The sequence below is a fragment of the Clostridium sp. OM05-6BH genome (assembly GCF_003481635.1).
GTDB lineage: Bacteria > Bacillota > Clostridia > Lachnospirales > Lachnospiraceae > Butyribacter.
Genome location: NZ_QULH01000011.1, coordinates 1 through 17,934, shown reverse-complemented (window position 1 = coordinate 17,934; position 17,934 = coordinate 1). Strand labels below are relative to the sequence as shown.

Sequence of the window (17,934 nt, the reverse complement as noted above, 5' to 3'; positions counted from 1 at the left end):
CGATGCGGAGGAAAATAAAATGCAATATAAATTATTAACACCGGGGCCTCTTACGACAACGGACACGGTAAAGCGAGAAATGATGATCGATCATTGTACTTGGGATGATGATTACAAGTCCGTCACACAGAAGATCCGTGCAGGACTGCTAAAGCTGGCACACGTTTCTGAAGAAGAGTATACGAGTGTTTTGATGCAGGGCAGTGGAACCTTTGGTGTGGAGGCAGCGATCACGACGTTAGTGGGAGAGGACGATTACTTATTGATCCTCGCCAATGGCGCATATGGAGAGCGCATGGCAGATATTGCGCATCATGCGGGCATTTCTTATCATATGCGTTCTTGGGCAATTGATGAACAGCCGGATGCGCAGACGGTGAAAGCGATTTTGCAGGAAAATAAATCGATCACACATGTTGCAATGGTTCACAGTGAGACTACGAGCGGTATTCTGAATGATGTACAGTCGATCGGCCGAGTTGTGAAAGAAGCGGGTGCAACTTTTATTGTTGACGCAATGAGCAGCTTTGCCGGAGTGGATATCCCAGTTAGAGAATGGGGGATTGATTGCATTATCAGCAGTGCCAATAAATGCATTCAGGGTGTACCGGGTTTTGCGTATGTGATCGTTCGTAAAGATCTGTTAGCCGCCTGTGAAGGCAATGCACGTTCGTTGTCGTTGGATCTGTACGATCAGTGGAAAACCATGAACGTAGATGGTAAATGGAGATTTACATCGCCGACACATGTTGTTCTGGCGTTTGCTAAAGCAATGGAAGAACTGGAGACAGAAGGTGGTATTGCTGCACGACATGAGCGGTATGCAGCCAATGAGAAGCTGCTTCGCAAGAAATTGTCAGCACTTGGATTTATCCCGTTTTTGGAACAGGATGTGCAGGGACCGATTATCACTACATTTTATTATCCGGCTGGATGTAATTTTTCGTTTCATGAAATGTATGACTATATCAAAGAGCGTGGATATATTTTATACCCGGGCAAAACAACGAAAGCGGAAACGTTCCGCGTAGGAAATATTGGAGAAATTTATCGGGAAGATATAGATAAGCTGGCAGATCTGTTGTCTGATTTTTTGGACAGCAAACACAATCTGCAGGCAAAGGGAGCATAGCAATATGCAGTAAATATTGGAACAAGGATGGAGGAGTAAAGACGTATGGATATTAAAATGATAGTAATGGACTGGGCGGGAACGACGGTAGATTATGGTTGTTTTGCACCTGTCCATGCATTTGCAAAGGCATTTGAAGAAGTAGGTATCACACCGACGATGCAGGAGATCAGAGAGCCGATGGGACTACTCAAAATGGATCATATTCGTGCAATGCTGTCCATGAAACGTATACAAAAAGCCTGGATCGCAAAATATCAACAGGCACCGACAGCAGACGATGTGGAAAAGATCTACGATATCTTTGAAAAACAATTGTTGTCCGGTCTGGTAGAATATACGGACCCCAAATATGGATGTTTGGAGTGTGTGAAATGGCTTCGGGAACAGGATATCCGCATTGGATCGACTACGGGATATACACATGCCATGATGGATATTGTCAGCGAGGAGGCATCCAAGAAAGGATATGAGCCGGATGCACTTGTGACACCGGAAGATGTTGGCGGCAAAGGAAGACCAGCTCCATATATGATCTTTCGCAATATGCAGTTACTTGGCATCGAAGATGTCAGACAGGTGATCAAGGTTGGAGATACAGCATCGGATATGAAAGAAGGCAAAAATGCTGGAGTGTTTACGATAGGAGTGTTAGAGGGAAGCTCTGCACTGGGACTTAGTGAGAAAGAATTTGCCTCACTTTCTGCGGAGGAGAAAGCAGAACAGATGCAGTGTGCACAGGAGACACTTACGCGTGCAGGGGCAGATTTGGTAATCCGTGATTTAAGTGAACTTCCGGAGGTTATTGAGAGAGGCGTATTAGTCGTTTGACATTTTAAGCTGATGATAAAAAGACTGTCGAAATGTTATATTTTTTGGTTTTGACAATAACGAGAGGAATTGTCAAAAATGCAGATGGCACCATAGTATTTTGCCACTGTTATGCGCAAGAAAGTACGACATAATTCGACAGTCTATTTACTTTCTAAATTTAATTCTATATAATGATGAAAGCGAATCAAGGAATAAGATTATTCGTAATTATAATTCTGTTAAAAGCACGAAAGGAAACAGACATGTGCATAAAAAAATGGATAGCGGTGCTGAGCGCACTGTGCGTTGCAGTCAGTTTGATAGCCGGCTGCGCACATCTTACGAAAGAATCCCGAAATAAACAAGACAATAGACCGACGATCATTGTAGGAAGTGATATATTCCCACCCTATAACTATACGGACGAGCATGGTAATCCGGCGGGAATTGATGTGAAGATTGCCGAAGAAGCATTTGGACAGCTCGGTTACAGGACGGTGTTTCGACAGATTGACTGGGAAAAAAAAGATGAGCTGGTCGAGTCAGGGAAGATAGACTGTATCTGGGGTTGCTTTTCGATGGAAGGAAGGACGCAGGATTACCAATGGGCAGGACCTTATATGGTCAGTCATCAGGTAGTGGCGGTGGATGCGAAGAGTTCTATCTATCATTTGAGTGATCTAAAGGATAAGATCATCGCCGTACAGTCAACTACCAAACCGGAAATGATCTTTTTGAAACAAGAGGGGAATATCCCTAGAGTAAAAAACGTTTACAGTTTTGAAAATCGAGAGTATATATACACGGCACTGGGAAAAGGATATGTAGATGCAATTGCAGCTCATGAAACGGCGGTGGAACAGTATTTGAAAGATTTCAACGCAGATTACCGCATATTAAAGGAATCTATTTTGACAACGGGTTTGGGGGTTGCTTTTGCGAAAAAAGATCAGCGCGGCATCGCTGCAGCCTTGTCCAAAGAGCTTGACAGTATGCGAAAAGACGGAAGAACAAAAAAGATATTGGAGCAGTATGTAACAAACGCCGACGAATTTCTGGAGGTAGATGTTCTTGAAAAATAATAAGGAATATTGGGGAAAAACAAGAAGACGCACACTGGGATTAATAACGTTGGTTGGATGTATGATCCTGTTTGGCGTATTTGAGTTATCTGCGGAATCGGACTTGAAAGATGCGCAGAAGCGCGTAGAAGATAAAGCAGAATATATTAAAACACAGTATATTACATATCAGAAATACAATGCATCAAATGTCACCAAGAGCCTTGATCGGCTGATTGATAAAACGCAGCAGGTTCGACGTGATGTTGCACGCCATAGTAAGGAGATAGATTATGACTGGCTCAAGAAATATACAGATGAGCAAAGATTGAGTGGAATTACATTAATGTCGCCCTCCGGGGATGTTGTACAGGAATATAAAACAGTTGACATTCCCGATGCAGAAGTGAGAAAGGAAATAAAACGAGAGGTTGTCTTAAATACAGCACAATATGAATTAAAAAACTATGCAGAAAGAATTGAAACGGAAGACGGAACGCTCGTTGATATATCGGCAGTCGGAAGACCTGATCAAAAAGGCGTGATCGTTTGTTATAATGCAACAAAGGCACAGTATGCCAAAAATTATGCTCTGTCCATTCAAAGTTTGTTGGAGGGGTATAATATGCATACCAATGGTACGATCATAATTACGAAAGGGAAAAAGATTATTGCTTCGAATGATAAAAGACATGTTGATCTGAATTCGTTTGACTGCCCTTTTGTTTCAAAACTAAATCGTGCGATAAGAAACCATAAAAAACAATCACAATTGAAGCGTTTTCAAGTAGACCACAACTTCTATTATGGAAATGTGAGCGGTGGGACAGATTATTATATCTATACCTGTCTTCCGTTGTCGAAAGTTTATGTAAACTGTTGGCGCAACGTTTTAGTAGCAGCTATTATTTATATTAGTTTTTCTGCAATCATATTATTTGTGCAGTATCGCGGAGAGCAGGTTCATATGCGTGAACGGCGACAACGTGAACGGGAATACCAACGCGAGCTTGTTATAAAAGCGCAGGAAGCACAGAGTGCTAATGTTGCCAAGACCGAGTTCTTGCAGAGAATGAGTCATGATATCCGAACGCCGATCAACGGTATTCGTGGAATGATCGAGGTTGCTAATTATTACAATGATGACCTGGATAAGCAGGCAGAATGCCGTAAGAAGATATGGGATGCCTCAGGGCTTTTATTGGAACTGGTCGACGAAGTGTTAGATATGGGAAAACTTGAGTCCGGGGAAATTATCATGGAGGAACGCTCATTTAACCTGTCCCGAATGTTGGACAACTTATATCAGGTAGTGGAGCAGCAGGCGGTAGAACGAGGCATAACGATTCAGGTGGCGGATTATGATGTCAAACATTCTTCCTTCGTGGGAAGTCCGATCCATATTAAGAGAATGTTTATGAATATACTGAGTAATGCTGTGAAGTACAATAAAGACAATGGAAAGATCATATTAAGCTATAAAGAAGAAACTATGGATGAAGATCATGTTGTCTTAACCTTTCGCTGTGAAGATACCGGCATTGGTATGAGCGAAGAATTTCAACAGAAAATCTTTGAACCGTTTGCGCAGGAGTCGGAGACAGCACGGACTTTATATGGCGGTACCGGCTTAGGGCTGCCTATTGTTAAAAATATATTGGATAAGATGAATGGACAGATTTCGTTTACCAGTAAGCAGGGAAAAGGGTCTGTGTTCGAGATAAGGATGCCTCTCTTGGTGAACCATGAGGCTGTTTTGGAGGAAGAGCAGCCTGAGGAAGAAGTATCCGGTGTATTGACAGGCAAAAAAATTCTGGTGGCAGAAGATAATGAACTAAATATGGAAGTGGCCAAATTTATATTGGAATCGGCAGGAGCTACAGTGGTTTTAGTGGAGAATGGAGAGCGCTGTGTTAAAGAATTCAGGGCTTCTGAGGAAGGTGAGTTTGATGCTGTTTTGATGGATATTATGATGCCGATCATGGATGGATTAGAGGCAACTGCGTGCATTCGTGCATTGGAGCGGGAAGATGCCATGACAGTTCCGATCATTGCAATGACCGCCAAGGCGTTTGTAGATGATCGTCAGAAATCGTTTGCGGCTGGTATGAATGAACATCTTGCAAAGCCATTGGAGGCAAAGGAAATAATAAAAACACTTGTAAAATTTGTTGTGCAAGATTAATATTAAGGAGAAAAAAACTAAGAAAATATAGTATTGGCCGATATACACAAATAATACGTCTGTGGTAATAGGACTGCAGATGTACAGTAAGAAAGGTAAGGTTATAATGATGACAAAGAGAAAACAACCGGAATGGCTTGATAACGCTGTGTTTTATGAGATTTATCCGCAGTCTTTCCGCGATACGAACGCGGACGGAATTGGTGATATCAATGGTATTATTGAAAAATTGGATTACATTCAGGATCTGGGGTGTAATGCGATTTGGATCAATCCATGTTTTCAGTCTCCGTTTGGAGATGCGGGCTATGATGTAGAAGATTACTATACAGTGGCACCGCGTTATGGAACCAATGAAGATTTGATACGTTTGTTTGAGGAAGCGCACCGCAAAGATATGCATATACTCTTAGACTTGGTGCCGGGACATACTGCGGTAACGCATGAGTGGTTTAAGAAGTCTATGAAAGCAGAACGTAATGAGTATACAGATCGGTATGTGTGGACAGATTGTATCTGGGTAGAACCGACAGGAATGGGAAGTATTCGTGGCATATCCGATCGTGACGGCTCTTGCGCTGTGAACTTTTTCTCGCATCAGCCGGCGCTGAATTATGGATTTTATCAGCCGGATCCGGAGCAAAAATGGCAGCAGCCGATGGATGCAGAAGGGCCGATCGCTACGAGAGAGGCTCTAAAAGATATCATGCGTTTTTGGCTGGATGCAGGCTGTGACGGTTTTCGTGTGGACATGGCGGGATCTCTGGTGAAAAATGATCCGGAAAGCAAGGGGACGATTGCTCTTTGGCAGAATATTCGTGAATTTTTGGAAGAGGAATTTCCGGATGCAGCAATGGTATCAGAATGGGGTGAGCCGGATAAGTCTTTGATCGGCGGTTTTCACATGGACTTTTTGCTTCACTTCGGACCATCTCATTATAATGATCTGTTCCGCTGCGATCATCCGTATTTCAGCAAGGATGCGGAAGGATCTGCCAAAGAATTCGTTGCTGCTTATCAGGCGAACTATGCGAAGACAGATGGAAAAGGATTGATCTGTATTCCGTCCGGCAATCATGATATGGATCGTTTGGCAAAGAACTTGGACACGGATGAATTAAAGGTGGCATTTGCATTTCTGCTTTCTATGCCGGGAGCACCATTTATTTACTATGGGGATGAGATTGGCATGCGCTATGTGGAAGGCTTAACTTCTGTGGAAGGTGGATATGGAAGAACCGGTTCTCGTACACCGATGCAGTGGGATGACAGTTTGAGTGCCGGATTTTCAACAGCTCGTAAGGATAAATATTATATTGCTCTTGACGAGAGCGCAGACCGTCCAAATGCGAAAACGCAGTCAGAACAGGAAGATTCACTTCGCAGTGAAGTAAAACGTTTGATCGCATTTCGTAAGGCAAATCCGGCGTTGCAAAGCAAAGGAGAGATCTCTTTTGTATCCGATGATTATCCGTTGGTTTACAAGCGCACTTCAGCAGAACAGGAGATCACGGTCATTATTAATCCGGGAGCAGATGCCGTGACAGTACCTAATGTAAACGGAAAGGTATTATATACCGTTGGCGGTTCAGCTGTAGTGGAGAAAGGCATCGTTAAAGCGGATGGATGTACGGCAGTATTTGTCGGTTAATGCTCGGTGCTAAGAGGTGATAAATGGTACTGAAATAATTCGTCATTAATGCGATCTATGTCATATTCTTTGTTGTTGATATAGGTCGCAATAATGATATCTCTTGTATCTTTTGCATATAGATCGCGGTGACCATATTTTTCAAGCAGCCGTCTTGTCTGTTTGCGATCTGCATGGACGGCGATACATAAGAGCAGAACAACATCGCGGGACGGATTTCGTTTGGTCCCATTTAGAATGTCATATACATAAGATTTGGATAATATACCACGGCAGCGATGCACAACGTCAGCAATGGCAATGCTATGTTCGGCGATGTATTCCGGGAATGGAGCTGCGGCTGAAGCGGTTGCAGCAAATTCTTTGATGTACGCACTCATGTCCTTTTTGTCGATGTTATTAAGAATATCGAGTAGTTCGGTTGTTGGTTGTTCTTTCATAGGTTCCTCTTTTCCACTACAATATATTTATGGTTAATATTACTTACAGCCAGAAAGGAATTATCCATTTTGTTGCTATAATTTATCTAATATGATATTTTAAAGGAATGTGTTAGAAAATACAAGAACCTATGCAGTAAATAACGGAGCGCACTATGCAATGAATGATAGTGTAGTATGCAGTGGATGACAGGGTGCACTATGCAGTGAATGACAGAGCGCACTATGCAGTGGATGACAGGGCGCACTATGCAGTGAATGACAGAGCGCATGATGGGAGGATAACATTGACGTTGGAAGAAAAATACCAATTATCGTTATATGAAAAAGTCACCCGGTTAAGTGATGATAAGCAGATATGGCTGGTAAAAAATATAGAGACGAATGAAATCTATGTGCGTAAGGAACTTCTATTATATAACTTTGAAGTATATGCACAATTAAAAGAAAAACAATTTGATAATATTCCAAAGGTTATAGAGTGTGTGGAAGAAGAAAATCGTTTGATCGTGATCGAAGAATATATACATGGAAAGACGCTGGAGACTGTAATGGAAGAGCATGGAGTATTATCGGAGGAAAATGCGGCGTTTGTTATCCGATCGCTTTGTGATATTTTGCACAAGCTGCATGGCAATCTACCGCCGATCATACATCGTGACATCAAGCCATCGAATATTATCTTTAGCTCTGATGGAGTCGTAAAACTGATTGATTTCAATGCGGCAAGAGAACTCCGTGCGGAACAAAATGAGGATACCAGACTGATGGGCACAAGAAGATTTGCAGCACCGGAACAATATGGTTTTGGGCAGTCAGATCCTCGTACGGACATTTATGCGCTGGGCATCACGTTCTATTATATGCTGACCGGTGATTATCCGGACAGCGGCAAATATGCCGGCAAGTACTATGATATCATCACCAAATGCATACAACTTGCCAAAGAAGATCGTTATCCGACAGTGGATGAACTGCGGAAAGTCATTCAGGAATGTGGAACGATCGCCGGATCGAATAAACGGACGAATAATCTGTATAGCGAATTGGCTCCCAAACGTAAATTAGCTGCACAGAATAGATTTTACTCGGATGCGTTAGACTTTATAAAACGTATCGTACAGTTTGCATTACAGCCCAAAAGTACAGACAAACAGCTTGCGCTTGGATGGCGCAGGTGGCTGCCGGTTGGATTTCGGACAGGAAAAATATGGAAAATGCTTATTGCAGCTCTTGGCTATGTAATAATTTATGCACTTTGTTTTTCCGGTACGTTTACGGATGCGGACAATGCGGCATATACCGGTTTTACATTATGGGCATTTCGCATTGACGCTTTGTTAATGCTTCTTGGTTGTGTCGAATTGATAGGAAACTATGGCGGGGTAATGGATCGTTTGCCTCTCATGAATAAAAGCAGACTGCTGTACATGATCATGACGGTCATTTATACGATAGTATGGTGTTTCTTGATCATAAGCATATTAGCACTCGTTGCTTCTTGATCATAAGAATATTAGCACTCGTTGCTTCTTGATCATAAGTATATTAGCACTCATTGTTTCTTAATCGTTTGACGACTCACGCTTATTCCGCTGTATAGCGGACGAAAAATAGAATTATTTCATGTAAAATCAGACTATAAGCCGGCACAAATAATTAAAGCGTGCCTGATAGTCTGTTTTTTTGTCAGGCAGGAGAAAGGATGCGTATGAAAGATAAAAAAAGCAGTTTTTTGATCTTTGCCGTTGTAATAGTAGCTGTTGTAGTTTTAGCAGTGACTTGTAGCGGTGGAAGTGATAAAGAGGAGAGTAACAAGGAAGCAAAAGGGAGCAGCAAGACAACGACGGAAAGTACATCGGATCAGACTACTTCTAAAACGCAGACAACGGTGACCAAGGGAAATGTTTATAACAAGAAAAATCTGGTGATTGATGTTGATAAATTCGATGATGCAAACACGGCGATCTGGTTCCGGCTTCAGAACAAATCCAGTGCAAATTGGACAATTTATGCCAGTGCATATTCGATCAATGGAATTATGACGAATAACAACATGTTTGACCTTGATTGTGAAATTGCCAAAGGAAAGAAAGCAAATGCAAAACTAGAGCTTGATACAGATTTTATGGAAGACATGGGAATGAAAGATATAGAATTTGTGGATATCAAATTTCAAGCAGTAGATTCTGATGAGTATACTTCGTTTTACACAGATGTGATCCGCATTAAAACGAATAAGTTTCAAGGCAGGAAAGTGGTCAAAACCGGTAAATCGATTTATAACAAAAACGGCATTAAGATCGAATACCTGGGAGGCGACGGGGATAAATATCAATTTGCCGTTACGAATACGACTGGAAAGTATCAGGTTTTTGATGTTGAAAACATTACCGTGAATGACTATACCTCGTCAGAAACAGATTTTGATCTTGTTAGTATTCCGGTATTTGATAAACAGCAAAACATAGTCACGATAGATTTAAGCCAAGGCTTTTTAACTGACAACAATATTAGCAAAGTAAAAACGATCGAGTTTACATTGGATGTCAGACCGAATGATGATTATATGAAAGAGTACAAAACAGGAGTAGCGAAGTTGACACTTAAGTAAACAGGTAACAGGAATAGGAAGTTGAAAATAGCCTGAACCTTACGATAAAAGGTAAGCATATCATGGAAAGGAATGAAGGAGAATATGGATAATAAGAGAAAAGGCGTGTGGAGTAGTGGAAGGTTGACGATAGGGATCATTTCCATTGTTTTGTTCTTGTTTATTGCATTACAGTCTTGCGCAGTAGGGGTAGGAAATGCATTGCAGGAGAATAATTCAACCAGCGGCAGTTCAGGGTTATTATGTGCATTTGTATATCTGGTCGGTGGAATTTTGGGAATTGTGATGCGTAACGCAAAAGGGATTGCGGGACTGATCGTAACTGCTGTATTCTATTTGCTTGGATTTTTGATGAGTTTTGCTGATCGAGGAGAATTTGGTGATTTAGCAATCTGGGGCGGATTAAGCCTGATCCTGGCAGCGTTTTATATTGTTTGTGCGATCAAGACCAGACAACGCAATGCAGACAATGACAGTGAGGCAATATAATTTGTCTCAGATAGTATGATGACAGAATACACATAAAAAGAAGATACCGTATTCATCACAAAGTGTGAATCGGTATCTTCTTTTTGTATTGTCATTAATAATATAATGCATGGATCAAAAGAGTATTTGTACCTACATCATAATATCAAAATAATATTAGAACACAGCGATCCTTAAATCAACTGCATCTGGACGTCTTTTGTGAGTACATCTGTGTAGCTGAAAGAAATCTTCTGTGTGGTATCGTCGAGCTTATTCTCTACTTCCACCAGAAAGATACTTGGGTAGGTTTCACGGATGATGCCCTCTGTCACATCGATCTTGTGGCGCCCGCGGTTCGCACGGATCTTAACTTTATTTCCGATGTTTTGGTCTACGGAGGATCTTACCCGGAGTATGTCTGCCTGACTCATATAGCACCTATACCTTTCTATAGTGAGATTATCTTCTCAGAATCTTTAGTCCGAAAATATTACTAACAGTATGAAGATCGAACTTGTCCCAAAAATAATCCATTCAATTGACAATAACATTATAACATAATTTTGATGTTACGTCAATTTTTGTGAAGTTGTTAATGCAAAGTGTATCGCTTTGTGGTACAATAAAAAGAGGCGGTATTACCGCATGAGAAGCAAATTCGATCATCGAACAGAAGGGAAGTGTGTCCGGTGAATCATATCATGATTGATTTGGAAATGAACAAAATTGATAAACAACAGCGAGGTGACATAAAGCTCTCCAGTGAGTTAATAGAGATTGGCGCAGTGAAGATGGATGATCAGTTTGAGGTTATTGATCAGTATCAGACATATGTTGCTCCGGATTATGGGGCGATGGATCATCGGATCATAGCGTTAACCGGCATTACGGATGATAAACTGGTAGGGGCACCGCGGTTTGCGAAGGCGATGGATGATTTCGCTGAGTGGATCGGATCAGAGCCTACTTGGTTTTATTCTTGGAGTATGTCGGATATCCGGCAGTTTCAGACGGAATCGACATTTAAGGAGTACAAGGGACCGATCATTGCCCGTATGGAGAGTCATTGGACGGACTTTCAAGAAGTATATAGTGAGCTGTTAGGAATTAACAAGAAGATTAAATTGAAGCAGGCAGTTACGGCAGCAGATTATGAGTTTACCGGGGCGCAGCATACCGCCTTGGCAGATGCGGTCAATACGGCGGAAATATTGCGTTTATCCAAAGATGCAGACAAGTTTGAACGCGTTATGAAGCCGGTTTTGGACTTGTTTCGTCCGGATAAGGATCAACCGACTTTATTGGATATGTGCCCTGAGTTTTTTGCATCTTTTATGGAGGAGTCAGCCGGTTCCGAGTGACTGCGTCCTTTTGGAAATATAAAGACAGTGGCAAATAAATCAAAGAGTGGGAGGTGTGTATGGTAAGAAATAAATATTATGTAGTACGCAAGTTGGCGGATGTCATATATGCACTGCCGGTAGGACAGGGAATTGTCAGAGATTATCCGGTCATGCAATTGGGGGCATTGGAGTATGATATTGTGCGTAAGATCGATCAGGATGAAAATCCACGTAAGGTGTTTGATGAATTAGCAATCAGTTATATGATCGCAGAAGAACAGAGAGATTCTTTTTGGGAGGATTTTTGCACAGCGGCAGAAGATCTGGCGAGCTGTAATATTATTCAAAATTATGTTGTGAATGAAAAATTGAACAGCAGAACGAAAATGAGACGCATCAAAAGGTTTCGATAGAGGGAGGATACGCCAATGAAATACTGCATTGGAGATACCGTTGTTTGCATTAATGTGGAGGAACAGAATCTGCATTCTAATTTTCAGGCATTCCGATGTGATGAAAGCGAAGAACCGCAATTGACGATTGATATCGTGGAAGAACCGGAAATGACAATGAACATTCAAATGACAGTTGGTCAGATCATGCTGATGGAATCGGAAGAAATCGGTGTGTTTGAGGGAGCTATGGGAATTGATCTGCTCTATCCTAAGAATGTACAGTTGACCAGTATTGCAATTGCCAAGGGCTATCGCAGTGCCAAAGTATATGTGGTACAGGATGCAGAGGGTAAATGGAAGGAAGAGTTGTTTTTGGCATTGCGTGACGTTATCTATCTGGCATTGGAGCAAAATGGACGTTTTGTATTGGATTCCTCGTCGCTGCTTGTTGATGGCCGCGGTGTGATTCTTGCGGCAGATCCGAATGCAGAATTTGCGGGGATCTGTCAGGGAAAGCAAATCGGAAAAATCTTGAACGATTCTGCGAATATTATCGGAATTTATAAAGAAAGATTATATTTATACGGAACGCCTTGGTGCAGTCCTGAGGCAGTACAGGCAGAGCGTGCACCGTTAGGTGGTATTGTATTTTTGAAGAAGTCGGATGCCGGTGCAGTTACAGATTTGCCGGAGGACAAAAGACAGCTTCTGATGTTAGTACACTGCAAGTCGCCGTTTTGGCGTGAGGGGCTTTTGGATCAATGTCTGAATACGATCCAACGTGTGGAACCATCTGTGTGGATCCGACAGTTGGAATCGCATGCAGATGAGGCCGCAGCTGATGTATTGAAGCCGGCGCTTGATACGATAGAGAATGACACCGTGGCAGAGTATTAATGTCTACACATCATGATCTAACGTTTATGGCAGATGATGTTCGGTTGGCATAGTGCGGCAGAGAGGGAGTGCCCAGGTTATCGCAGTTATCGCTATTTGACGCGAAGTTTTAACTTGGCCTTATGGCGGTTATAGGTCATCACTGTAATGGTCGCGGTCCCTTTTTTGCGCGCATAAACGATCCCGCTTGAGGATACCATCAGCACTTTTGGATTTGATGACCGAAAAGTTCGTTTTCGGCTGGCACTATGTTTGGAAAGTGCAACCTTCAATTGTAGAGCAGAGCCTTTTTTCAGCACTTTTTTCTTCGCTTTCAAAGCGACAGACGAGGGTGCTTTTTTTACGACAATTTTTATGCGTGCCTTGACATTTTTGCCATAAGCGGTAATTGTAGCGGTTCCTCGTTTTTTGGCACGGATCTTACCTCTTGCAGTTACAGAAACTATTTTTTTCTTACTGCTTTTATAGCGGACCTGGCTTGCGGTAATGTGTTTTAATGTAAGAGGAAGCTTTAAGGTCTCTTTCTTCCCAACAATAATTTTGGCAGATCGAAAGGAAATTGTCGGCTTTGGCGTTGTGTTTTTGGCAAATGCCTTGATGCAGACGTTATTTTGTCCTGCCGCAGAAGTGTCTACCCAGCTATTCGCAGTAGGCGAATAATAAAAACTCTGCCCGGTTTCGCTGTTGTACAGCGATTGCACACGATTAGTAGAAGCGCCTGTCCCTTCAATCGGCAGATAAGCCTCTGTGTTATTTTTTGAATGGTAGGTTACCACAACAGAAAATGAAGAGCCTCCTGTGAGTGCTACCGGTTTTGCGAGTGTGATCGTGTGAAAGCCATTGTAGGGAATGGATGCGGTAGTGGTACTTGCCTTGACAAGTTTACCGCTTGTCGGGTAGCCGGAAGTAACGTTTTTGTATATTTGGATCGTTACATTTTGGGCGTCGGTGATCGTATAGATGCCTACAGCCTTAAGGCTTTGGTTGTAATCTGAACGGACACGAAAGATATTAGCCCCTTTCGGACTTGTAGTATCTGGGATCGCACTGCCCCATCCAAAACCATCGTATTGATAATTTGTGTCGTACTTTGTATTTTTTTCCAGCTCGAAGGCGTAGACATCACAAATAGACGGTTCTTCGTATGACAGCCAGAAATATCCGTTTTCATCGGTTTTGCGGCCATAGCTGTTGGCAACCAGCCACGCACCGTCGGATTTGGGGCGATGACTGTTTGGAAAATTCAGTCTGGAGTAGTTATCGTCCCAGCCAATAATCGTTACGCAGTGATTGGAGGATTTTACAGCGGTAGAACCTGCATATGCAGTCTGGTAATAGGTGGCACCGGCAGAACCCTTGGAAGCGTAGGCCGTGTTGTAATACATTCCGGCCGCTAGTGCGGAAGTGTTCATGAGTGCATTTTTCCAGGCACTTGTTGGTGCAGCATCATAACAGGTGGCATTTTGCATATGATAGTTTGAGCGATAGCGGAGAACTTCCCCGCTTTTTTTCATTTTTTGTGCCATTGCACTGCGTTCTGCCAATGTATCAGCCTGGAAAGGTGCAGTGGATTCTGATACTACGCCAGACCAGCGTGCTAATGTAAATAAAGCAATCAGGGATGATCCGCCCCAGGTATAGGCGGCATCAACGTTTGAGGAAATTGGATAAAAGCCGTCTGTGATCAGTTTGTCACCGCCACGTTCGGATGGATGAAAAGCAAACCACGCCAAATGATTTTCTGAAAAATCGGCATGATTTTTTGTTAAGAAACCTTTGCGAATGGCATTGGATTCTGCTGATTTGAGAGTGCCAAATGCCCAACATGCCCCACTATTTCCTTGATCTTTGATGGAAGTGATAACTCCGGAGTCACGCAGATCGTATGAGGCTGGCAGATTGCTGTCTCCTTTTAAGGCTGACTGGATCGGAGCTGTCAGTCTTAAACTCTGGAGAGCAGCTGATGATAAGTCGGTAGAAGGACTCTGTGTTAGTGAATCTGACTGCAGCACAGTGTGATTTTGTGTTAGCAGGTCTGATTGCGTCGAAGTGGTATTTTTCGTCAGGGATACCTCCTGCTCATTTTGATCCATAAATCGAAAATGAAGGAGTTTGCTGTTTGGATTTGTGATAGTGTGTGTGATCACGCGTCTGGTCCAATCTGTTTGTACATTCTCCTTTGCCATTGTCGGACGAGGCGACATAGAAAGTACAAGGGAGATCAGCACAAACAAGCATATGCTTTGATGCCAAAGGACGTTTTTTCTGTGAATTTGTATATATTTCAATGTTATGTTCCATACCTTTCTTATAATGGGCTCCTATAGGTGTTTGCCGGATAAAGCCGACAGGTGTTCGTTCTAGGCAAGATACAGAGCTATCTGCATTAGTACTTACATTATTATGATACAGTATTATTTGCTTTTGCCCTGTGCATCTTATTATAGGAAGTATTGAGCACGGTTGCAACTGCTAAACGGTGTCACAAAATTCATAAATTTTTAATGTATTACTAATTGTAACTGCCTGTTTATTATAGTAAAATGTGTCTGTGACAAAAATTTGTTGAAATTGTGGAGGAAAGAAATGAAGTATATTAAAGACATATTAAAAGGTATGTTGATCGGTGTGGCAAATGCCATTCCGGGAGTGAGTGGCGGAACCATGATGGTTTCGATGGGAATCTATGATGACATTATTTATTGTGTGACACATTTGTTTTCACAATTGAAAAAGAGTTTGAAAATCCTGTCTCCATATATTATCGGTATGGCAGTTGGAATTGTTGGTTTTGCATATATTATTGGATTTTTGTTGGAACATTATGGATTTCAGACCAAGATGGCATTCATCGGTCTGATTTTAGGCGGTCTCCCGTTGCTGCTAGGCAAAGTAAAAGGCAAGAAAAAAGGGATATCCCATGTTATTGTATTTTTAGTATTTTTCCTATCTATTATATTAATGCAGTATTTTGGCGGCGAAGGCAAGGAAGTGACGCTGACGGTAGGAATCATTCCGGCAATCTTACTGTTTATCGTAGGTGTGATCGCATCTGCAACAATGGTTATCCCTGGTGTGAGCGGGTCTATGATGCTCATGATCCTTGGTTATTACAACCCAATCCTCTTAGCAGTCAAAGATTTTACGAGTGCGCTTGCAAAGGGACAGTGGCACACGATTTTGCAGTTATGTGGATCATTGATTCCATTCGGACTTGGCGTTGTGATCGGTATTTTTGCTATTGCTAAGATGATCGAAGTGCTGCTTAATAAGCAGGAAACATTGACCTACACGGCTATTTTGGGATTAGTAGCTGCCTCTCCGGTAGTAATTCTCATGCAGACACCACTGCTTGGACTTAGTGCCGTGACTTGGATTTCCGGTGTTATCATTTTAGCAGTTGGATTTGTATTTGCTATAAAATTGTCAGATTAGGTAACAATGTAATCATGTTCTCTGTGATGATTGGGCAAGGCATGGCTGTATGCTTTGCCTTAATATAGAGGCAGAGAAACACTATTTACGGCAAAGAAAGAGGGGGATGCAGTTATGCCAGAAGAACGAAAGGTTTTGCATCAACGGATCGTGGTCAATTTAGTAGTGACTCTAGCAGCACTACTGGCAGTTTTCTTTTTGGGACCGAAGCTGTTTCGATTTTTTTTACCAATCATCATAGCGTGGGTCATTGCAATGATTACAAATCCGTTGGTTAGTTTTTTGGAAAAACGGATCAAGATCATGCGTAAGCATGGTTCCGTGATCGTTATCGTGCTTATTTTGGCGGCTGTTGCAGCGCTGCTTGTTTTTGGCATACGAGAGATAATTTTGCAGGTTAGTGCCTGGGTTGTTGATCTGCCGGGATTGTATCAGACGGTACTTCAAAACATTAATGATTCGCTGGCAACTTTGCACAGCAAGGTTCATTTGATACCATCTGATGTGGACAAGCTGCTGCCGGGAGACAACGGTAGATTAAATGATTATATTTTAAAATTTTTGAATTCATTGACGGACAGTCCAATGAAAACAATGAGTTCCCTAGCTGGTTCCGTTATTGATGGACTGGTGTTGTCGATCTTGACGATCATGTTAGCGTATTTCTTTGTCGCTGATCGACAAAAGATCAAGGATACAATTTTGAAATACACACCATCGAGTGTTAAGCACATATGGAATGTATTTTGTGATGTTATGGTGAAAGCCGTTGGTGGATATCTGAAAGCATGTTTTAAGATCATGTTCATCATGTTTGTTATTTTGTGGTGTTTTTTTGCGGCACTTCATATTAAACACGCGATGGTGATCGCGGTGATCACAGCACTCTTAGATTTTCTGCCTTTTATTGGTACGGGAACTGTGATTATGCCGTGGGCGGCTTATTATTTGCTGACCGGCGGATATGCTCATGCGGCAGTACTGATAGTTGCTTATTTTGTTACAATGATCGTTCGAAGATTGATCGAGCCAAAACTTGTGGGAGACAGTATCGGGATCAGTCCATTTTTGACACTGTTATCTATGTTTATCGGCTATCGCTGGATCGGAATGCTTGGATTGATCATCGGTATACCGGTCGGCATGATCATCAAGGCACTCTTTGAGCAGGGCGTATTTGAAAGTCAGATCCGTGGCATTAAAATCTTAGCCAAAGACATTAATGAGTTCCGCAAATATTAGTACAATAAAATTCCCATACCGAACTTTGTTTTATGACTACATATTGCTTATTGTGTAGTCAAGCATCAGATTTCGGTATGGGAATTTTTAGTAATAATATTATTCAAACTTTCCATACATCAAATCCTCCACAACCACATATTGCTTATTATGTCAGCAACAAATAAACTATTTTGCAGCCGGTAGTCTGACTTGTTCTGACGGCAGCGAACTAAGATAATTGCCGCAGAACGCAGAGTTTTTGAGTGATTTCTT

General features: G+C 42.0%; 16 protein-coding genes. 13 read left to right on the top strand and 3 right to left on the bottom strand.

Annotation, left to right across the window (positions count from 1 at the left end):
* Positions 1-19: 19 nt before the first annotated feature.
* The 5 genes from DXB73_RS14900 to DXB73_RS09805 all read left to right on the top strand — a co-directional run bounded on the left by DXB73_RS14900 (position 20) and on the right by DXB73_RS09805 (position 6,842).
* Positions 20-1,132 carry a 2-aminoethylphosphonate--pyruvate transaminase gene (locus DXB73_RS14900; RefSeq protein WP_147354476.1) on the top strand — a complete coding sequence of 371 codons (1,113 nt, stop codon included), beginning with the start codon at positions 20-22 and terminating at the stop codon, positions 1,130-1,132.
* A 45-nt stretch (positions 1,133-1,177) separates the two neighbouring features.
* Positions 1,178-1,963 carry a phosphonoacetaldehyde hydrolase gene (gene phnX / locus DXB73_RS14895; RefSeq protein WP_147354475.1) on the top strand — a complete coding sequence of 262 codons (786 nt, stop codon included), beginning with the start codon at positions 1,178-1,180 and terminating at the stop codon, positions 1,961-1,963.
* A gap of 245 nt (positions 1,964-2,208) precedes the next feature.
* Positions 2,209-3,027, top strand: a complete 819-nt coding sequence (locus tag DXB73_RS09815; RefSeq protein WP_118690994.1) for an ABC transporter substrate-binding protein — start codon at positions 2,209-2,211, stop codon at positions 3,025-3,027.
* A complete protein-coding gene (locus tag DXB73_RS09810; protein WP_182448298.1) occupies positions 3,017-5,191 on the top strand; it encodes an ATP-binding protein in 2,175 nt (724 codons plus the stop codon). Before DXB73_RS09815 ends, DXB73_RS09810 begins: the two co-directional genes overlap by 11 nt.
* A 79-nt stretch (positions 5,192-5,270) precedes the next feature.
* On the top strand, positions 5,271-6,842 hold the full coding sequence (locus DXB73_RS09805) for an alpha-amylase family glycosyl hydrolase (RefSeq protein ID WP_243104020.1): 1,572 nt from the start codon (positions 5,271-5,273) through the stop codon (positions 6,840-6,842).
* Here the strand turns inward: DXB73_RS09805 and DXB73_RS09800 are convergent.
* Positions 6,839-7,282: a helix-turn-helix transcriptional regulator gene (locus tag DXB73_RS09800; RefSeq protein ID WP_118690992.1), complete on the bottom strand. Its 444-nt coding sequence runs from the start codon at positions 7,280-7,282 to the stop codon at positions 6,839-6,841. The two genes, DXB73_RS09805 and DXB73_RS09800, sit on opposite strands and share 4 nt — an antisense overlap.
* A gap of 194 nt (positions 7,283-7,476) precedes the next feature.
* Here DXB73_RS09800 and DXB73_RS09795 point away from each other — a divergent pair, with 194 nt between their 5' ends.
* From DXB73_RS09795 to DXB73_RS09785, 3 genes are all read left to right on the top strand, one after another.
* Complete coding sequence (locus DXB73_RS09795) at positions 7,477-8,787, top strand: serine/threonine-protein kinase (protein ID WP_182448297.1); 1,311 nt, start codon at positions 7,477-7,479, stop codon at positions 8,785-8,787.
* A gap of 206 nt (positions 8,788-8,993) precedes the next feature.
* Positions 8,994-9,896, top strand: a complete 903-nt coding sequence (locus tag DXB73_RS09790) for a hypothetical protein (RefSeq protein WP_147354474.1) — start codon at positions 8,994-8,996, stop codon at positions 9,894-9,896.
* 84 nt (positions 9,897-9,980) lie between these two features.
* Positions 9,981-10,385 (top strand): hypothetical protein, encoded by a 405-nt coding sequence (locus tag DXB73_RS09785; protein WP_118690989.1) that lies wholly within the window; start codon positions 9,981-9,983, stop codon positions 10,383-10,385.
* A 173-nt stretch (positions 10,386-10,558) separates the two neighbouring features.
* On the opposite strand, the gene DXB73_RS09780 is transcribed toward DXB73_RS09785, so the two are convergent.
* Positions 10,559-10,798: a Veg family protein gene (locus DXB73_RS09780; protein ID WP_118690988.1), complete on the bottom strand. Its 240-nt coding sequence runs from the start codon at positions 10,796-10,798 to the stop codon at positions 10,559-10,561.
* Positions 10,799-11,056: 258 nt separating this feature from the next.
* Here DXB73_RS09780 and DXB73_RS09775 point away from each other — a divergent pair, with 258 nt between their 5' ends.
* The 3 genes from DXB73_RS09775 to DXB73_RS09765 are packed head-to-tail and all read left to right on the top strand — an operon-like array spanning position 11,057 to position 13,002.
* Entirely contained in the window at positions 11,057-11,728 is a 672-nt protein-coding gene (locus tag DXB73_RS09775; RefSeq protein ID WP_118690987.1) for a 3'-5' exonuclease, read from the top strand.
* Between the two features lie 59 nt (positions 11,729-11,787).
* Entirely contained in the window at positions 11,788-12,123 is a 336-nt protein-coding gene (locus DXB73_RS09770) for a hypothetical protein (protein WP_022026061.1), read from the top strand.
* 15 nt (positions 12,124-12,138) lie between these two features.
* Positions 12,139-13,002: a hypothetical protein gene (locus DXB73_RS09765; protein WP_022026060.1), complete on the top strand. Its 864-nt coding sequence runs from the start codon at positions 12,139-12,141 to the stop codon at positions 13,000-13,002.
* Between the two features lie 92 nt (positions 13,003-13,094).
* On the opposite strand, the gene DXB73_RS09760 is transcribed toward DXB73_RS09765, so the two are convergent.
* A complete protein-coding gene (locus DXB73_RS09760) occupies positions 13,095-15,095 on the bottom strand; it encodes a lectin like domain-containing protein (RefSeq protein WP_182448296.1) in 2,001 nt (666 codons plus the stop codon).
* 493 nt (positions 15,096-15,588) lie between these two features.
* On the opposite strand from DXB73_RS09760, the gene DXB73_RS09755 reads away from it, so the two are divergent.
* Positions 15,589-16,437 carry a DUF368 domain-containing protein gene (locus tag DXB73_RS09755; protein ID WP_022026058.1) on the top strand — a complete coding sequence of 283 codons (849 nt, stop codon included), beginning with the start codon at positions 15,589-15,591 and terminating at the stop codon, positions 16,435-16,437.
* A 114-nt stretch (positions 16,438-16,551) separates the two neighbouring features.
* Positions 16,552-17,679, top strand: a complete 1,128-nt coding sequence (ytvI, locus tag DXB73_RS09750) for a sporulation integral membrane protein YtvI (RefSeq protein ID WP_118690985.1) — start codon at positions 16,552-16,554, stop codon at positions 17,677-17,679.
* Positions 17,680-17,934 lie beyond the last annotated feature (255 nt).